This is a genomic window from Duganella sp. BJB1802, from assembly GCF_013369445.1.
Classification (GTDB): domain Bacteria; phylum Pseudomonadota; class Gammaproteobacteria; order Burkholderiales; family Burkholderiaceae_D; genus Rugamonas; species Rugamonas vulcania_A.
In genome coordinates this window covers 1-16,652 of the sequence record NZ_JABWEF010000013.1, presented here as the reverse complement: position 1 = coordinate 16,652, position 16,652 = coordinate 1, and the positions used below count along the sequence as shown (strand labels likewise).

Genomic DNA, 16,652 nt, shown 5'->3' with positions numbered 1-16,652 from the left:
TTGTTCGTCAGGTCCGCGCCAGCAAGGCGACGCCGACCAGGATGATGCCGATGGCGACCAGGCGCTGCACCGTCAGCGCTTCGCCGAACAGGTACCAGGCGCCGATGGCGGTGACCACGTAGCCCAGCGACAGCATCGGGTAGGCGATCGACACGTCCACCCGCGACAGCGCGATGATCCACAGCACCACCGACAGCACGTAGCAGGTCAGGCCGCCGATGATGGGCAGTTGCATCGCCACCTTCAGGCCGACCGAGAACAGGTTGTTGAGCGTCAGGTGGATCTCGCCGATGTTCTTGGTGCCGGCCTTGAGCAGCAGTTGGGCAATGGCGTTCAACAGCACGCCGAAAACGATAAAACCGAAAGTTGCGATATTCATGTGTTTTTTTTATAAGTTACAGGTTGGCGACCACGACGCGGCGCGTATCCTCGGCCACCACGCGCATCGGCAGGCCGTCGTCCTTCAGCTCTTCGTACTTCTCCGGGCTCAAAATGGCCAGCGCCTTGACGCCTTGCCTGGTTTGCGCGTTCCACTGCACGACGAACTCGTCGACCGTCGGGATGGACAGCTCCGGCTGCTGGCGCAGGCCGAAGGTGAACTCGTCCCAGTAATCGACCAGCACCACGGTGCGGCGCAGGTAGAAGGTCATCGACTGCTCGTAGGTGGTGATCGAATAGATCTTGGTGTCCGGCTTGAGCTCGGGCAGCATCTTCAGCGCCACGGCTTTGCCGGAGCGCATTTTGCCATACGGCTCGAAGCCGGCCAGGATCAGCTGGGTCGCGGCGAAGCCGGCCACGGCCATGGTGAGCACGGTCAGGTCGCGGCGCAGGTGGCGCGCATGCAGCAGCGCCAGCGCGCCGCCGGCCGCGGCCACGATGCCGGCCATCAGCACCCACGGCTGGTAGGCCTCCAGCAGCGCGGTTTCCTCGCGGTGGCGCACCGCCATGGTGACCATCTGCGGCACGGCGGCAATGCCGGCCACGCCGATCAGCACCAGCAGGCCGGCGGCGATCATGCGGCTGCGGCGCGAGGCGTTTTCCAGGTAGACGCCGATCAGCAGGGCCAGCGCCGGGAAGATCGGCAGGATGTAGCCGGGCAGCTTGGAGCTGGAATAGCTGAAGAAGAAGAAAATAAACACGGCCCAGATCAAGAGCATCAGCTTGGGCTGGAACACCGTGTTGCGTTCGCGGCGCACGGCGCCCCACAGCGCCTGCGGCAGCACGCCCAGCCACGGCACGATGCCCGGCACCAGCATCACGAAGAAGTAGTACCACGCGCCTTCGCGGTGGTGGGTCTTGAGGAAGAAGCGTTCCCAGTGTTCGTGCACGAAGAAGAAGTAGGGCTGCTCGGGATTGCGCTGGGCCACCAGCACGAACCACGGCGTGGCGACGGCGAAGAACAACAGCAGGCCCTTGCCCAGGTGCAGGCGCTTCCAGATGGCCAGATCGCCCGACAGCGCCGAGTACAGCACCAGCACCGCGCCCGGCAGCACCAGGCCGATCAGGCCCTTGGCCAGCACCGCCAGCGCCATGCCGGCCCAGCAGACCAGCATCCAGTTGCGGCGCGCGCTATCGGTGGCGCCGTCGCGCTGGGCCAAGACGACCGCGCACAGCACGATGGTCATCATGCCCGACAGGCTCATGTCGAGCGAATCGATCTGGCCGGAAGCGACCCAGAACAGGCTGGAGCCGAGCGCCAGCGCGGCGTAGAAGCCGGCGCGGGCGCCGAACACGCGGTTGCCGGCGTAGCCGGTCAGGATCACGCCGCCCAGGCCGCACAGGCCGGTCCACAGGCGCGCCTGCCATTCGCCCAGCCCGAACACGGCGAACGAGGCCGCGTTCATCCAGGTTTGCAGGGGCGGCTTTTCAAAGTACTTGATGCCGTTCAGGCGGGTGGTGATCCAGTCGCCGGTGGTGAACATTTCGCGCGCCATCTCGGCGTAGCGGCCCTCGTCGGGCGGCACCAGCGTCCGCACGCCCAACACGTACAGCCAGACGATGACGAAGGCGGCCAGCAGCGACCAGACGATTTTCTTGGAGTTGTACAGGTCGTTCATCAGGCGGTGGTGCCCTCGTTGTGGTCGATGATCAATGCCAGCGTGACCTTGCGGCCTTCGCCCATCAGGATGTTGTAGGTGCGGCAGGCGGCCTGGCTGTCCATGCATTCGACGCCGATGCGGCGCATGGTCAGCGCGGCGGTCAGGCGCGGGTGGATGAAGCGCTGGCGGGCGCCGGTGCCGAGGATGACGACGTCCGGGCTGTCGGCGCCGATGATGTCGAAATGCTCTGCGGTAATAGCGTCGAAGGTCGGGGCGTCCCAGGCGCGCGGCGGGACTTCCGGCAGCACGATCAGGCTGTAGTTGTAGCGTTGGGCGTTGATTTCGACCCCGGTTTCATCGTAACCGGTCACGGTCTGGTATTTTTGGGTATCGCTGGCGTGGAGCTTCATGACGGAAATCGTGGGTTTAGTCGGCAAAAGAAGCGCCATTGTAGCGTTTTTCCGGGGTGTTCCTGCGCTTTCCACCCCTTACAGGTTGATTAAATGGGAGGCTTTCGGCAGAATGGTTCTTTTCGCATTGCAGCACGGGCCGCCGGGGCGTTTTGGCAGTCCTGAGCGATTTGCCTCACCAAGACAGGATTTTATTTTGCGACCGATTCAAAAATCGAACAAATTAGCGGAAGTCTGCTACGAGATCCGCGGCCCGGTGCCGGAAAAAGCCCGGCAGATGGAGGAAGAAGGCCACAAGATCACGAAGTTGAATATCGGCAACTTGGCCGTGTTCGGTTTCGATCCGCCCGATGAAATCGTCCAGGACATGAAGATCAACCTGCCGAACGCGGCGGGCTACACCGATTCCAAGGGCATGTTCGCGCCGCGCAAGGCCGTGGTGCACTACACCCAGGGCAAGAACATTCCCGGCGTGACCATCGAGGACGTCTACCTGGGCAACGGCGCGTCCGAGCTGATCGTCATGTCGATGAACGCGCTGCTCAACACCGGCGACGAGGTGCTGGTGCCGGCGCCCGACTATCCGCTGTGGACCGCCGCCGTGTCGCTGTCGGGCGGCACGCCGGTGCACTATGTGTGCGACGAGATGCAGGACTGGTTCCCGGACATCGACGACATGCGCCGCAAGATCAACTCCAACACGCGCGCCATCGTCGTCATCAACCCGAACAATCCGACCGGCGCGCTGTACCCGGTCGAGCTGCTGCTGCAGATCATCGAACTGGCGCGCCAGCACCAGCTGATCATCTACGCCGACGAAATCTACGACAAGGTGCTGTACGACGGCGCCGAGCACGTCTCGATCGCCTCGCTGGCCGACGACGTGCTGTTCGTCACCTTCAACGGCCTGTCGAAGAACTACCGCGCCTGCGGCTACCGCGCCGGCTGGATGGTGGTGTCGGGCCAGAAGGACCATGCGAAGGATTACATCGAGGGCCTGAACATGCTGGCCTCGATGCGCCTGTGCGCCAACGCGCCGGGCCAGTTTGCGATCCAGACCGCGCTCGGCGGCTACCAGTCCATCCAGGACCTGGTGGGGCCGGGCGGGCGCCTGCTCAAGCAGCGCGACCTGGCGCACAAGCTGCTCACCGATATTCCAGGCGTAACGTGCGTCAAGCCGAAAGCTGCGCTGTATATGTTCCCACGCCTCGATCCGAAGATCTACCCGATTTCGGACGACCAGCAGTTCGCCTATGAGCTGCTGGCCGAAACCAAAGTGCTGATCGTTCAGGGCAGCGGCTTCAACTGGATCGCCCCGGACCACTTCCGTGTCGTGTTCCTGCCGAACACCGACGACATGACGGAAGCCTTCGGCCGTATCGCCAAGTTCATGGAAGGCTACCGGAAACGTCACGGCGCCAGCTTCTAACAAACAATAGAAACGATTTATATGAAACCCATCAAAGTAGGTTTGCTCGGCGTCGGTAACGTCGGCGGCGGCACGTTCGACGTGTTGGCGCGCAATCAGGAAGAAATCCGCCGCCGTGCCGGCCGCGGCATCGAAATCGTCGCCGTCTCGGCCCGCAACCTGGAGCGCGCCAAGCAGCGCACCGGCGGCAAGGTCAAGGTGGTGGCCGACCCGTTCGACATCGTCAACGATCCCGAGATCGACATCGTCGTCGAGCTGATCGGCGGCTACGACCAGGCCAAGGCGCTGGTGCTGCAGGCCATCGCCAACGGCAAGCACGTGGTCACCGCCAACAAGGCGCTGCTGGCCGTGCATGGCAACGAAATCTTCGCCGCGGCGCAAGCCAAGGGCGTGATGGTGGCGTTCGAAGCGGCCGTGGCCGGCGGCATCCCCATCATCAAGGCGCTGCGCGAAGGCCTGACCGCCAACCGCATCGAATGGTTCGCCGGCATCATCAACGGCACCACCAACTTCATCCTGTCCGAGATGCGCGACAAGGGCCTGGACTTCGGCACCGTGCTCAAGCAGGCGCAGGAACTGGGCTACGCCGAAGCCGACCCGACCTTCGACATCGAGGGCGTGGACGCCGCGCACAAGGCCACCATCATGTCGGCGATCGCGTTCGGCATTCCGGTGCAGTTCGACAAGGCGTATGTGGAGGGCATCTCCAAGCTCAACGCCATCGACATCCGCTACGCCGAGCAGCTGGGCTACCGCATCAAGCTGCTGGGCATCGCCAAGCGCGCCAAGGTCAACGGCGTGGAAGGCGTGGAGCTGCGCGTGCATCCGACGCTGATCCCATCGAAGCGCTTGATCGCCAACGTCGAAGGCGCGATGAACGCCGTGCTGGTGCAGGGCGACGCCGTCGGCGCCACGCTGTACTACGGCAAGGGCGCCGGTTCCGAGCCGACCGCCTCGGCCGTGATCGCCGACCTGGTCGACATCGCCCGCCTGGCCACGGCCGACGCCGAGCACCGCGTGCCGCACCTGGCGTTCCAGCCGAACGCGATGACCGACATCGAGATTCTGCCGATGTCGGAGATCACCACCAGCTACTACTTGCGCATGAACGTCAGCGACCAGCCGGGCGTGCTGGCCGACCTGACCCGCATCCTGGCCGACGCCACCATCTCGATCGACGCGATGATGCAGAAGGAACCGGCGGAAGGCGAGACCCGCACCGACATCATCTTCCTGACGCACCAGACGCAGGAAAAGAACGTCATGGCGGCCATCGCCAAGATCGAAGGCCTGGCCACCGTCTGCGGCCAAGTCACCAAGATCCGCCTGGAAAACCTGAGCTAATTCAACCTGGGGTCAGATACCGTCTTGAATGGCAAGCCCTTTCGATAAGTAATTAGGATCGAAAGGCTTGTCATTGTGTATCACCCCATAAATCAGGTGAGCCAGTTTGTGCATGACTGCCGATCACGGCTTTCTGTGCCATGCCAGTGCAAGCCGCTCGGCGAATTGGCGCAGGATGGGGTTATGACGGCGCGCCACCAGGCTAGGCATATACAGCGCAGCGCGCAATGATGTATTGCCTGTTCGACTGATGGTCGTTCGTCCCCTCACTGAGCTTCCGGAGCTGCGTTGTTTGGGCGTTACGCCAAGGAAGGCGGCGAAGGCTTTCACTGCCAAAGCGGCGGATATCGCCCAAACTCCCAATACTTTGGCCGCCGTGGTCATCCCTACGCCGGGGATTGTGGTGAGCAACTCCGCATCGTGCTTCAGGCCAGGATGGCGATCGATGTGATCGTCGATGTCGCTTTCAAGCTTCTCAATTTCTGCGCTGAGCCAGGTGATATGCTGCCGCCGTTGCTGCACCACCTCGTCCATTCCACCGATGGCTAACGCCTCCGGCGGTTCTCTTTCCTGCTGGCGGATATCCTTCAAGGCGAACGCTGTGTCCATGCCGCAACTGGCGCTGTTCCAGCGGCGGCGGACTCCAGGGCGCAGGCCGCATTGCGCAGTAGCGAGCGATCCAGGCCGGCGTCGATGGCATCGTTCTTGTTGCGAATATTCTCGCTGTGGCCAAAGCCTTTGATGCAGGCCGGATTCTCCACGCTCACCATCAGGCGGCCTGGTGCAACGCAAGCGCCACCGGCTCGGAATACACCCCGGTCGCCTCCATGCAAACGTGCAAGGCCGATAACGGCACCTTGGATTTGCCAGCCAATCGAGCAGCGCTCATTTGACCTTCGATGGGTTTTCCAGCACCTTGGTCTTGGTTTTTCCGTTGACCAGCAGTGCAATATCTAATTTTCTCTTACTGACATCAATACCTACTGCTGCGTATATCGCGTCCATTTTTTGACCTTCCTCGTATGCAGGCTTACGCATTGACGCGATGGCCCAAGATACCGTTCGGACTTATCAAATGAAACAGGCAGAGGCACCTATCTGACCCACGTGCTCCCATGGCACTAAGTCTGATCAGCGTCACTCACCGGCCGCACTTACTTCGTTATTATCCGATGGAATGCCGGTACGCTCAATATACGAAGTCTGACATTCGGACTGAGCTCTTCCGTAGCGACCGCTACGGAAGAGCTCGTGTCCGAATGTCAGACTTGACCCCAAATTGTTTGGGCGAAAAAAAACCGGACGGCGCCTACGTGCGCTGTCCGGTAAAGGGTTGCTCCTATTTACTCGGGGTTGCTGCTTACTTCGATGCGACGGTCAGTTCGCTCTTTACTTCCTTCACGCCAGGCACTGCCGAGGCTACCTGGATCGCTTTGGTGCCGATGTCGGTGCTCGCCACCGAACCACTCAACACAACCACGCCGTCGGTGGTGGTCACGCCGATTTGCTTTTGATCCGCCAGGGAAGCCTTGATCTTGCTGGTGATGGCTTCGTCATTGGTGGCGGCGCCAGCCATGGCGGCATCGGTCTGGCCAGCAGCAAATGCGGTGCCCGTCGCGGCGGCGGCGGTCAGGGTGGCGGCAACCATCAGGCGGGCGATCAGTTTGGTAGTCATCATGATTTGCTTCCTTTGTTCAAGTTTGAGGGTGAAACGTCAGTGACGTTATCCTCTCCTTTGCAAAGGCCGTGCCAGCCATAATAAGTTCTTTAAAATCATGTGCTTACGTCATATTTTCCTATTGGAAATCGACTGACCGTGGCATTCCCGGCCATATTGCCCCGATTTTGTCGGGAAATGGCGACAAGCCGCCGCCGCCATTCTGTAACTGATTGATTTATATTGATTTATTCCTGTCGCTCTGCAGCGACAGCGGTACCGTCGCTGCGGAACAGGCTGGCATCCAGGTCGTGCTTTTGCAGCAGGCGGTAGAACTCGGTCCGGTTGCGCTCGGCCAGGCGGGCGGCGTCGGCCACGTTGCCGTCGGTGAGTTTCAGCAGCTGGACCAGGTAGTTGCGTTCGAAGCGCTGCTTGGCTTCGGTGTAGCTGAGCACCTCCAGCGACGGCACCCGCAGCGCACGCTGCACCAGCGACAGCGGCACCAGCGGCGCGGTCGCCAGCGCGCACACGTGCTCGACCACGTTGTACAGCTGGCGCACGTTGCCGGGCCACGCCGCCGTGGTCAGCGCCTCCAGCGCGCCGGGCGCGTAACCGCGCACGGTCTTGCCGTACTTGGCGGCCAGCGTCTGCAGGAACTGGGTCGCCATCGGCGCGATGTCCTCGCGGCGCTGCGACAGCGGCGGCAGGGTCAGCGTGATGACGTTGAGCCGGTAGTACAAGTCTTCGCGGAACTGGCCCTCGTGCATGGCCGCGTCCAGGTCGCGGTGCGTGGCCGACAGGATGCGTACGTCCACCGGCCGCGCGACGTCGGAGCCGAGCTGGCGCACCACGCGCTCCTGCAGCACGCGCAGCAGCTTCACCTGCAGCAGCAGCGGCATGTCGCCGATCTCGTCGAGGAACAAGGTGCCGCCGTCGGCCGCCTGCAGCAGGCCCTCGCGGCTGGAGACGGCGCCGGTGTAGGCGCCCTTGATGTGGCCGAACAGTTCCGACTCCAGCAACGCCTCGGGAATCGCGCCGCAGTTGACGGCGATGAACGGCGCCTTGCTGCGACGGCTGGCGCGGTGGATGGCGTTGGCCAGCAGCTCCTTGCCGGTGCCGCTTTCACCTTGGATCAGGATGCTGGCGTCGGAGGCCGCCACCAGCCGCGCCTCGGCCAGCAGCTCGTCCATGCACTGGCTGCGGCTGATCAGGCCGGCACGCCAGGCGTGGTCGCCGCTGGCGGGGCCGGCCTCGGGCGCCGACAGGCTCAGCGCCTGCACGATGCGCTCCAGCAGCGTCTTGGCGTCGAACGGCTTGGTCAGGTAGGCGAAGGCGCCCAGCGTGGTGGCTTCGACCGCGTCGGGGATGGTGCCGTGCGCGGTCAGCAGGATCACCGGCAGGGCCGGGTAGCTGCCGCGGATCTCCTGGAACAGCGACATGCCGTCGCGGTCCGGCAGGCGGATGTCGGTGATGACCAGGCGCGGCAGCTCGATCGACAGGCGCGCCAGCGCCGCCTCCGCGCTGCCGACCGCCGTCACGCGGTAGCCGTTGGCGCTCAGGCGCATCGACAGCAGGCGCAGCAGGTCGGCGTCGTCGTCCACCAGCAGCAGGTGCGCGCCCTGGCCGGCGGCGGCGCTGCGCGGCGCGCCGTTGTCGCCGGCGCGGGTCAGCGCGCCGGGTTCGCGTTGGATGTCGGCCGGCGCGTTCATTTGATCACCGCCTGCGGGCCCGGCGCCGGACGGGCCGGCAGCGTGCGCTCGATGGTCTTCAAGCCTTCCAGCATTTCGTTGAGCTGGTCGATGCGGCGCTGGCTGTCCTTCTGCTGCACGGCCAGCTTGTCGGCGTGCTCGGCCAGCCGGCGCGTCTCGGCGCAATTGCTGGACAACAGCTGCGCCAGCGCCTTGAACGGCTGCGCCTCGGTCTCGGTGGCGGTGGCCACGCTGTCGAGCAGCGCCTGCGCGCGCGCCAGGTCGCCGCTGCCGCGCGTGAGCATCAGCACCATGCCCATCTGGACCGCCACGCGCGGGCTGCGTTGTTGCAGGCTCAGTCCGCTCAACTCCTTGAGCATGTCGCCCTGCGTCATCTTGCGCAGCTGCTGGTGATAGCTGAGCAGCGGCCCCACTTCATCGGGTGGCGGTGGCGGCGGCAGTTCGACGATGGCCGGCGGCGGCGGCAGCGTCACTTCGGCCGGCGTGGGCAGCGGCGGCCGGGGCTGGGTCAGCGTGCAACCGGCCAGCGACAGGCTGAGCAGCAGCAACAGCAAGGGGGAATTACGTTTCATAGGGCAGTTCGATCCGGAAGTGCGCGCCCTGGTCGGACGGCAGCAGTTGCAAGGCGCCGCCGTGGGCGGCGACGTATTCGTAGACGATGGACAGGCCGATGCCGTTGCCCCGGCGCGCGCCGGCGGGCTGGCGCGTGCCCTGGTAAAACGGTTCGAAGATGCGGGCCGCGTCGTCCGGCGCCACGCCCGGTCCCTGGTCGAGGCAGTCCAGCAGCAGCTTGCCGCCGGCCTCGGCGACGCGGAACGTCACCTGGCCGTCGCGCGGGCTGAAGCGCACGGCGTTCGACAACAGGTTGCCGATGGCGACCGCCATCTTCTCGGCGTCGACCGCGATCGGCCGGGCGCGGCCCTCGATGGCGACGCCCAGCCCGGCGGCCTGCCATTGCAGGCGCTGCGCGGACACGGCCTGCGCCAGCAGCGCCGCCATGTCGGCCGGCTCGCGCTGCAGGCGGTGGGCGTCGAAGGTGGCGGCGTTGTAGCGCAGCAGCGCCTCGATCTGCGATTGCAGCGCCGCCGTGTTCTGGTTCAGGATGCCGGCGATCTCGCGCTGGTTGGGCGACAGCGCGCCGGCCACGCCGTCCTCCAGCAGCGCCACGCCTTCGCGCAGCGCGGCCAGCGGCGTCTTCAGTTCGTGCGAGATGTGGCGCAGGAAGCGGGCCTTGTCCTCCTCCAGGTCCGACAGCCGCTGGCGCAGCCAGTTCAGCTGCTGGCCCACGTGCTGCAGGTCGCTCGGGCCGCGCACGGCGATGGGCTGGTCGTAGCGGTTCTCGCCGAGCCGGTCGATGGCCGATTCGATCTGCGCCAGCGGGCGCGACAGCCACAGGCCGAAGCCGCCGGCCAGCAGCGCGGCCAGCACGATGGAGGCCATCACTTGCCCCTTGAGCACGCCGCGCCGCTGGTCCAGCTCGGTGAGCAGTTCGCCGTTGCGGCGTTCGACTTCCTGCTTGACCTCGTCGGCCAGCTCGGCGTTCACGGCCGGCAGCGGCGCCAGCACTTTCTCCAGCGCCTGCTGGCGCGCGCCGGAACGCGGACGCGCGGGCGCCTGCAACAGCTCCCAGGCCTGCTCGCCCGCATGGCGCCAGCGCTCGAAGGTGGCGGGCGGCGTGTAGGGCAGGGCGGCGGACACGGCGTCCAGCGCCGCGCGCGCCTCGCGCCAGGCGTCGGCGTAACGCTTGCGGAAGGCGGGGTCGTCCAGCACGAGGAACTGCCGCGCGCTGCGCGTCATCGCCACGCTGCGCTCGGCCAGTTGCTGGGTGTTTTCGGTCAGTGCCAGGGCGTGGCGTCCGCTGTCGCGGCTGTGGGCGGCGAGCCGGTCCAGCGTCCACAGCGCGTGCAGCGAAGCGGCGCTCAGCAGCACGGCGATCAACAGGAAGACGCCCAGCAGCAGCTGGCGAAACGAGAGTTTCGTAAGCATCGTCGTTAAATAGTCTCTATATTGGCTGAATGATATGGCGAAAGCGCCCCTACAGCCTGTTCGATTGGTTGCGTTGTTGTCCGGCACGGAGCGGAAATTTTATGTTGCGCGCGGCAACACACTTCGATTACGCTGATTTACAAATGTGCTGGTGCCGATTTAACTTTTGGGGGTGTCATGGCTAGTCTTCTGCGTCGTTTGTCGATCCAGCAAAAACTGATGCTCAGCATGGCGGCCTGCCTGCTGCTGTTCCTGGCGATCTCGGCGACGCTGAGCGTGGTCATGACCGGCAACAGCATCCGCGAGCGCGTGGTGAACCAGGAGCTGCCGGCCGAGGTGGGCGAGATCCGCAACGATATCCTGCGCCAGATCGGCGAACCGCTGGCGGCCGCGTTGTCGGTCAGCGCCAACACCTTCCTGCTGGACTGGGAAAAAGCCGGCCTGCCCGACAGCGGCCTGTCGGCCTGGACCGCATACGCGGCCAGCATCCGCAAAAGCGCCAAGGCGGCGGCGGTGTCGTGGGTCTCGGCCAGCACCGGCAAGTACTTCGACGACAAGGGCTACAACCGCACGCTGGACAAGGGGGCGGCGGCCGACCAGTGGTTCTTCGGCTTCCTCGCCAGCGGCAAGCCGTACTCGCTCAACCTGGACAAGGAACCGGGCGCCAGCACCTACAACGTCTTCATCAACACGCGCTTCGATACCGGCGACGGCAAGATCGGCGTGGCCAGCCTGGGCCTGGCGGTCAACAAGCTGGCCGAGAACATCCGCAGCTACAAGGTGGGCTTGTCCGGCTTCGTGTACCTGGTGCGGCCGAACGGCATGCTGATCGTGCACCACGATACCGCGCTGGCGGACGGGCAGCACTACATGAAGGACCTGCCGGGCTTCAATGCCGAGCTGAGCACCAAGCTGCTCGGCGGCCAGAACTACGCCAGCGCCGCGTACTCGGCGCCGGGCGGCAAGCGGCTGGTGGCGTCGTCGTTCGTGCCGGAACTGAATATGTACGTGATCGCCGAAGTGCCGGAGTCCGAGGTGCTGGGCGCGGTCACGCGTTCGGTGACGATCTCTGCGCTGGTGGGCGGCCTGGTGGGCGGCGGCATCGGCCTGTTCGTGGTGTACCTGGTCAGCCGCGCGATCGCCGCGCCGGTGGCGCGCGCCGCGCAGATGCTGGGCGAGATCGCCGACGGCAATGGCGACCTGAGCCGCCGCATGACGGTCGAGAGCGAGGACGAGGTCGGCGCGCTGGCCGATGGTTTCAACCGCTTCGTGTCGTCGCTGAACGCCACCATACGACAGGTGCGCGACAGCACGGAGACCATCGCCACCGCGTCCAGCGAGATCGCCAGCGGCAACCTGGACCTGTCGGCGCGCACCGAGGCGCAGGCGTCCAGCCTGGAGGAGACCGCGTCCGCGATGGAGCAATTGACGGCCACCGTGACGCAGAACGCCGAGAGCGCCAGGCACGCCAACCAGCTGGTGCAGTCCGCGTCGGGCTACGCGACCGAGGGTGGCGCGGTGGTGGGGCGTGTGGTGCAGACCATGGTGTCGATCAAGGACAGCTCGCGCAAGATCGTCGACATCATCGGCGTGATCGATGGCATCGCGTTCCAGACCAACATCCTGGCCTTGAACGCGGCGGTGGAGGCGGCGCGCGCGGGCGAACAGGGACGAGGATTCGCGGTGGTGGCGTCCGAGGTGCGCAACCTGGCGCAGCGCTCGGCCGGCGCGGCCAAGGAGATCAAGGAGCTGATCGGCGACTCGGTGACGAAGGTCGATGCCGGCAGCGTGCTGGTCGATGAAGCCGGCGCCACGATGAGCAAGATCGTGTCCTCGGTGGAGCAGGTGACCAGCATCATGGGCGAGATCGTCGCCGCCAGCCACGAGCAGAGCGAAGGCATCGCTCAGGTCAACCTGGCGGTGACCGAGATCGACAGCACCACGCAGCAGAACGCCGCGCTGGTGGAGGAGGCGGCCGCCGCAGCGGGATCCTTGCAGGAGCAGGCCGCCAACCTGGCCGAGGTGGTCAGCGTGTTCAAGCTGGAGGATGCGCCGCGCGCCGGTACCGGCCGCCTGGCGCTGCGCTAGGCACAGTCTACTTGCCGCCTGTGGACACCTGATTAGGAATGACTGCGAGCCCCTGCATTGGATTCCTCGGATACAAGCGCGCCCGCAGTTGCATGAACGGTGTCTCTACTAGTCGGTACAGTAGCCAACCGCCAAAAATTCCAATGGCCATGACCACGATAATGGTAAGTGGTGCGTCGACGTCAACGTCCTTTGCCTGAAGTTCTGGACTAAGAGCCATAAACACCGGCTTGTGGACCAAGTACACGGCATACGACCAGAGCGCCAAGCTCTTCGCCCCCGGGATCTGCAGTCGGTTCAGCAACGACGATGGGCTAAGCGCCGAGCAGGTCAGCAGCGCGAAACTGGCTGCGACCAGCGAAAAGCCAAAGGTCGACGCAAGGAAGACAGTCGGTGCTTCGTTCATTACACCGTATAGCACGGCTGCGGCACTGGCGAGACCCGCCACAAACAACGCGTTCCCATAGCGAAGCAAGCGGGCGAATCCTACGGGATGGAAATTCTTCAGCAAGGCAATGGCTACCCCCGGCAGTAATTCGTCGAAGCGGCCATAGCTTGAGTAGTACACTGGCGCAGCGAATACATCCTTGCCACTCATGAAGGCAATGCCGCGCGCTGTCATGCCGGCCGCGATGGCGGCAAGCAGGGCACACCAAAGCGGGCGCGGCGAGCGCCTGCTACCGACCAGGGCAACCACCGCCAGCGGCAGCACCAGGTAGAACTGCTCCTCAATGCAAAGCGACCATGAATGTGTAAACGTCTGGTCATAATTCATACCTATATTTTGGGTGAATGTGAGAAAGCGCCAGAGAGAGGCCATTTTCTCGCCCGAGATTGGACTGTGGGGCAGCAGCAGGTAGACGGCCAGCAGTACGTAGTAGTTCGGGAGGGTGCGCAGCAGACGTCGAGCAAAAAAAGCCGGCAAGTCCAGACTCTCGCCGCGGGCTGCGGGCGCCAGGAGCTGGTTGCCGATCAGGTAGCCGCTCAGTACGAAAAACAGGTCGACGCCGGCCCAGCCAATGCTCCCTATAGCGCCAAAGCCCGGCCCTTGTCTGACAAAGCCGTTGTAGTGAGACATCAGCACCATTGCTATTGCTAGCGAGCGCAGGGTGTCCAGCCCGACAAGGCGGGCGGGCGAATCAAAATGCACCATTAGAGTTTTTTTGGTGAAGGTTTTTTTACTTGGTTTCTTCTGGCCGGAGAACGATCTCACTTCAGCGTCTGACATGCCTTCATACCCATGGTGTTCGGCCGATGCAGGAAGAAGTCGCCACGCTCCTGGTCCCGCGGAACACCCAAGCCAGTCCAGTACATGATCGCAAGGGCGCATTCCGCCTCGGGAGTCGCCCCACCATAGCCGGTTCCCCTGTCAACCGCTATAAGAAACCATTCGGCTGCCTTGGCGTAGTCCTGAGGCACCCCTTTGCCCTGAGCATACAGCCTACCGATAGCAAACTCAGCCCTATGAGACGACCTCAACGGAAATGGTGGGCGATCACGAGGCGCGATCTCCGGTTGGTATAGTTCCATTGCCTTGGCGAAGTTCTGCGGGATACCAATGCCGAACTCATTCATCTCGCCTAGCCTTCGGCGGGAAAAATCGGGATAAGCCCGCTCAGACAATGCGATTTCATATAAATGTGCCGCCTTTTGCTGGTCAACTGGCACATAGATGCCTAGATCGTAGATCTCCGCGAGCGCAAAGGTCGCTTTGCCTACACCATTGGCGGCGGCGGCCTCTAACCAACGCAGGCCTTGATTAACATCGCGAGCCACTCCCTTGCCTTCAAGATAGCGGCCAGCCAGTTGAAATTGCGCGTCGGCTTCTCCCTTTTCAGCTTCCATTCGAATTGCGTTGGCTCTCTTTGTTTCTTCTTCGTCCGTAATTGGCTGTTCGACCGGACAGTGGGGACAATAAGGGGAAGTAAAGATCGAAGAAATCCACCGCAGCCCCTTGTCGGGATCGACGTAAGGCCCGCCTTGATTCCTGATGAAATCCAGTCTTTCGTTTAGCAAGGAATCAAGCCGGTCACGACCGTCTTCGACAGCCACGGATGTCAAAGGCTCCAAATGCGAATTGGAAGTCAATACTGCGCAGAGCATGCCTAAAAATAATTTGTGTATTCTGTTTGAGTGTCTTGGCATTGTGATTTCAAAGAAGCGTGCCGTCATGGCAGAGATGTCGTGATACGATCCATTGTATTTATTGTAATCGATCGATCTGGCTGGGCCTGCTCGACAGATCGGCGTCGTTGAGGACCGATAGCGGCCTGTGCGGTGAGCATTGTGATTATCCGTAGACGAACTCAGTCCGAACTCCCGCGATTGAACGCCAACTGGGCGGCGAACGCGCGCTGGTAGGCAGGGCGCGCTTCTCCGCGCGCGACATACGCGGCCAGGCTGGGGAATTCGTTCAGCACACCTGACGGCCGCAGCCTGAGCAGCACCGACACCATGGTCAGGTCGCCCGCGCTGAACGCGCCGTCCAGCCATTCGGCATCCGCCAGGCGCGCCGAGAGCTGATTCAGGCGATGGCGGATGCGATCGACGATCAGCGGCATGCGCTCCTTGCTCCAAGGCTTGTCGCCCTCCAGAAATTTCGCGGTGACCAACTCAAGGATCGGCGGCTCCATCGTGTTGAGCGCTGCGAATATCCACGTCACCGCACGGGCCCGGGCGTTGGCCTCGTCCGGCAGCAAACCCGCATGGTGCGAAGCGATATGGAAGATGATGGCGCCGGATTCGAACAGCGCCAGGTCGCCTTCCTCGTAGGTCGGGATCTGGCCGAAGGGATGAAGCGCCAGATGCGCGGGCTCCTTCATCGCGGCGAACGAAACCGGACGCACCTCGTAGGGCAGCCCCGCTTCCTCCAGCGCCCAGCGAACGCGCGTGTCGCGGGCCAGCCCCATGCCGCCGTCGGGCGAGCGTTCAAAAGCGGTAATCGTGATGGTCATGATGGTCTCCTGTGATGGTGAAATCCAGCCTTCTCATAGATGACGACGAACGGCACGCCGCCGAATCGACATGCCGCGCCAAATCTTTCCAATTATGCGCCGATGTGCGGTAAGCTTGCAAATTAACCAAGCTTGTCAACAGCCTACCAGGAGCGTGGATTGAAGCAGCCGTTTTCCAGGAATTTTGCAGCAGTCGTACTGATGTGTGCTTTCACCGCGGCGTCCGCCATTGACGCCACCGGCCAGGATGGCGTCAATGTCGGCCCCTATCACGTCGACGCGGTGAGTGCAGGCAGCGGCCCCTACACCGTCATCTTCGAATCGGGCTTTGCCAGCGATCTGTCGGTCTGGAGAAAGGTGGCGCCGGATGTCGCCAAGTCGGCCAAGGTGTTTGTTTATTCGCGCGCCGGGATCGGAAAATCCGATGCGCGTCCGGAACCGCGCACGCCGCAGCGCAGCAGCGCGGAGCTGGACCAGGCGATCGAAGCCGCCCACCTGTCGCCGCCGTTCATCCTGGTCGGCCACTCCTACGGCGGCTATCTGATACGCCTGTTCGCCCAGCGCCATCCTGAGCAGGTCGCCGGCATGGTGTTTGTCGATCCCAGCATGGAACGTTTCGACACCGAGCTCAAGAAGATCGATGCGGCCAAGGTCGCGCAAGACCAGAAGTACCTCGACTCGCTGACGCCCGCGCCGTTGAAGGCTGAAAGCAAACTGGTGGACGACGCCTTCGCCGCCGCCAGCCTGCTGCCCGCGCCACGGCTGCCGGACGTGCCGGCCGTCGTGCTGACCTCGACCATGGTGCGCGAGCAGCCGGAATTCTTCATGCATACGGTGCCGGCGGTGGCGGTGTGGCGTTCGCTGCATGAGCAGTTGTTCCTGCAGTTTTCGTCCGGCAGCCATGTCGTCACTGCCAATAGCGGACACAACATTCATCTGGAAGAGCCGGCGCTGGTGACCGGCGCCATTCAGCAGGTGATTGCCGGCGCCGCGGCGCAGGACCAGCGCCGCGCGCACAAGCTGGCGCAGGACCGCC

Annotated in this window: 17 protein-coding genes; 4 read left to right on the top strand and 13 right to left on the bottom strand. The window is 63.6% G+C overall.

Features of this window, described 5'->3' with window-relative positions:
- Window positions 1-7 precede the first annotated feature (7 nt).
- The 3 genes from HUX88_RS19940 to HUX88_RS19930 are packed head-to-tail and all read right to left on the bottom strand — an operon-like array spanning window position 8 to window position 2,449.
- The gene (locus HUX88_RS19940; protein WP_117014941.1) at window positions 8-379 is read right to left on the bottom strand and encodes an SMR family transporter; all 372 of its coding nucleotides are present in this window, start codon (window positions 377-379) and stop codon (window positions 8-10) included.
- A gap of 16 nt (window positions 380-395) precedes the next feature.
- Window positions 396-2,057 (bottom strand): glycosyltransferase family 39 protein, encoded by a 1,662-nt coding sequence (locus HUX88_RS19935; RefSeq protein ID WP_176362892.1) that lies wholly within the window; start codon window positions 2,055-2,057, stop codon window positions 396-398.
- On the bottom strand, window positions 2,057-2,449 hold the full coding sequence (locus tag HUX88_RS19930) for an Mth938-like domain-containing protein (protein ID WP_117014943.1): 393 nt from the start codon (window positions 2,447-2,449) through the stop codon (window positions 2,057-2,059). Before HUX88_RS19930 ends, HUX88_RS19935 begins: the two co-directional genes overlap by 1 nt.
- Window positions 2,450-2,645: 196 nt before the next feature.
- Between HUX88_RS19930 and HUX88_RS19925 the strand changes: the two genes are divergently transcribed.
- A complete protein-coding gene (locus tag HUX88_RS19925; protein ID WP_117014944.1) occupies window positions 2,646-3,878 on the top strand; it encodes a pyridoxal phosphate-dependent aminotransferase in 1,233 nt (410 codons plus the stop codon).
- Window positions 3,879-3,899: 21 nt separating this feature from the next.
- On the top strand, window positions 3,900-5,222 hold the full coding sequence (locus tag HUX88_RS19920; RefSeq protein WP_176362891.1) for a homoserine dehydrogenase: 1,323 nt from the start codon (window positions 3,900-3,902) through the stop codon (window positions 5,220-5,222).
- 123 nt (window positions 5,223-5,345) lie between these two features.
- Here the strand turns inward: HUX88_RS19920 and HUX88_RS32490 are convergent, their stop codons facing one another.
- The 7 genes from HUX88_RS32490 to HUX88_RS19895 form a co-directional block, all read right to left on the bottom strand.
- Entirely contained in the window at window positions 5,346-5,831 is a 486-nt protein-coding gene (locus HUX88_RS32490; RefSeq protein ID WP_229219434.1) for a transposase, read from the bottom strand.
- Window positions 5,810-5,992, bottom strand: coding sequence for a hypothetical protein (locus tag HUX88_RS32485; RefSeq protein WP_229219433.1), 183 nt, complete (start codon window positions 5,990-5,992; stop codon window positions 5,810-5,812). The genes HUX88_RS32490 and HUX88_RS32485 overlap by 22 nt, the downstream gene beginning before the upstream one ends.
- 115 nt (window positions 5,993-6,107) lie before the next feature.
- Window positions 6,108-6,260: a hypothetical protein gene (locus tag HUX88_RS32480; protein ID WP_229219432.1), complete on the bottom strand. Its 153-nt coding sequence runs from the start codon at window positions 6,258-6,260 to the stop codon at window positions 6,108-6,110.
- A gap of 322 nt (window positions 6,261-6,582) precedes the next feature.
- The gene (locus HUX88_RS19910) at window positions 6,583-6,900 is read right to left on the bottom strand and encodes a BON domain-containing protein (protein ID WP_176362890.1); all 318 of its coding nucleotides are present in this window, start codon (window positions 6,898-6,900) and stop codon (window positions 6,583-6,585) included.
- 227 nt (window positions 6,901-7,127) lie between these two features.
- Window positions 7,128-8,588, bottom strand: a complete 1,461-nt coding sequence (locus HUX88_RS19905; RefSeq protein WP_301549485.1) for a sigma 54-interacting transcriptional regulator — start codon at window positions 8,586-8,588, stop codon at window positions 7,128-7,130.
- Entirely contained in the window at window positions 8,585-9,160 is a 576-nt protein-coding gene (locus HUX88_RS19900; protein ID WP_117014947.1) for a hypothetical protein, read from the bottom strand. The genes HUX88_RS19905 and HUX88_RS19900 overlap by 4 nt, the downstream gene beginning before the upstream one ends.
- Window positions 9,150-10,574, bottom strand: coding sequence for a sensor histidine kinase KdpD (locus HUX88_RS19895; RefSeq protein ID WP_176362889.1), 1,425 nt, complete (start codon window positions 10,572-10,574; stop codon window positions 9,150-9,152). Before HUX88_RS19895 ends, HUX88_RS19900 begins: the two co-directional genes overlap by 11 nt.
- Before the next feature lie 177 nt (window positions 10,575-10,751).
- Here HUX88_RS19895 and HUX88_RS19890 point away from each other — a divergent pair, with 177 nt between their 5' ends.
- Window positions 10,752-12,662: a methyl-accepting chemotaxis protein gene (locus HUX88_RS19890; RefSeq protein WP_176362888.1), complete on the top strand. Its 1,911-nt coding sequence runs from the start codon at window positions 10,752-10,754 to the stop codon at window positions 12,660-12,662.
- 7 nt (window positions 12,663-12,669) lie between these two features.
- Here the strand turns inward: HUX88_RS19890 and HUX88_RS19885 are convergent, their stop codons facing one another.
- The 3 genes from HUX88_RS19885 to HUX88_RS19875 all read right to left on the bottom strand — a co-directional run bounded on the left by HUX88_RS19885 (window position 12,670) and on the right by HUX88_RS19875 (window position 15,616).
- On the bottom strand, window positions 12,670-13,890 hold the full coding sequence (locus HUX88_RS19885; protein ID WP_229213387.1) for an acyltransferase: 1,221 nt from the start codon (window positions 13,888-13,890) through the stop codon (window positions 12,670-12,672).
- Window positions 13,872-14,834: a tetratricopeptide repeat protein gene (locus HUX88_RS19880; protein ID WP_117014951.1), complete on the bottom strand. Its 963-nt coding sequence runs from the start codon at window positions 14,832-14,834 to the stop codon at window positions 13,872-13,874. The genes HUX88_RS19885 and HUX88_RS19880 overlap by 19 nt, the downstream gene beginning before the upstream one ends.
- Before the next feature lie 134 nt (window positions 14,835-14,968).
- Complete coding sequence (locus tag HUX88_RS19875; RefSeq protein WP_117014952.1) at window positions 14,969-15,616, bottom strand: glutathione S-transferase family protein; 648 nt, start codon at window positions 15,614-15,616, stop codon at window positions 14,969-14,971.
- 201 nt (window positions 15,617-15,817) lie between these two features.
- Here HUX88_RS19875 and HUX88_RS19870 point away from each other — a divergent pair.
- On the top strand, window positions 15,818-16,652 hold an 835-nt coding region (locus HUX88_RS19870), incomplete at its 3' end, for an alpha/beta fold hydrolase (RefSeq protein WP_229219431.1).

Coding starts and splice junctions, on each gene's coding strand:
- HUX88_RS19910 (WP_176362890.1), bottom strand. CDS start 6,900: ATGATGACTACCAAACTGATCGCCCGCCTGATGGTTGCCGCCACCCTG.
- HUX88_RS19905 (WP_301549485.1), bottom strand. CDS start 8,588: ATGAACGCGCCGGCCGACATCCAACGCGAACCCGGCGCGCTGACCCGC.
- HUX88_RS19935 (WP_176362892.1), bottom strand. CDS start 2,057: ATGAACGACCTGTACAACTCCAAGAAAATCGTCTGGTCGCTGCTGGCC.
- HUX88_RS19920 (WP_176362891.1), top strand. CDS start 3,900: ATGAAACCCATCAAAGTAGGTTTGCTCGGCGTCGGTAACGTCGGCGGC.
- HUX88_RS19890 (WP_176362888.1), top strand. CDS start 10,752: ATGGCTAGTCTTCTGCGTCGTTTGTCGATCCAGCAAAAACTGATGCTC.
- HUX88_RS19900 (WP_117014947.1), bottom strand. CDS start 9,160: ATGAAACGTAATTCCCCCTTGCTGTTGCTGCTGCTCAGCCTGTCGCTG.
- HUX88_RS32485 (WP_229219433.1), bottom strand. CDS start 5,992: ATGGTGAGCGTGGAGAATCCGGCCTGCATCAAAGGCTTTGGCCACAGC.
- HUX88_RS19930 (WP_117014943.1), bottom strand. CDS start 2,449: ATGAAGCTCCACGCCAGCGATACCCAAAAATACCAGACCGTGACCGGT.
- HUX88_RS19875 (WP_117014952.1), bottom strand. CDS start 15,616: ATGACCATCACGATTACCGCTTTTGAACGCTCGCCCGACGGCGGCATG.
- HUX88_RS19895 (WP_176362889.1), bottom strand. CDS start 10,574: ATGCTTACGAAACTCTCGTTTCGCCAGCTGCTGCTGGGCGTCTTCCTG.
- HUX88_RS19880 (WP_117014951.1), bottom strand. CDS start 14,834: ATGACGGCACGCTTCTTTGAAATCACAATGCCAAGACACTCAAACAGA.
- HUX88_RS19940 (WP_117014941.1), bottom strand. CDS start 379: ATGAATATCGCAACTTTCGGTTTTATCGTTTTCGGCGTGCTGTTGAAC.
- HUX88_RS32480 (WP_229219432.1), bottom strand. CDS start 6,260: ATGCGTAAGCCTGCATACGAGGAAGGTCAAAAAATGGACGCGATATAC.
- HUX88_RS32490 (WP_229219434.1), bottom strand. CDS start 5,831: ATGGACACAGCGTTCGCCTTGAAGGATATCCGCCAGCAGGAAAGAGAA.
- HUX88_RS19885 (WP_229213387.1), bottom strand. CDS start 13,890: ATGTCAGACGCTGAAGTGAGATCGTTCTCCGGCCAGAAGAAACCAAGT.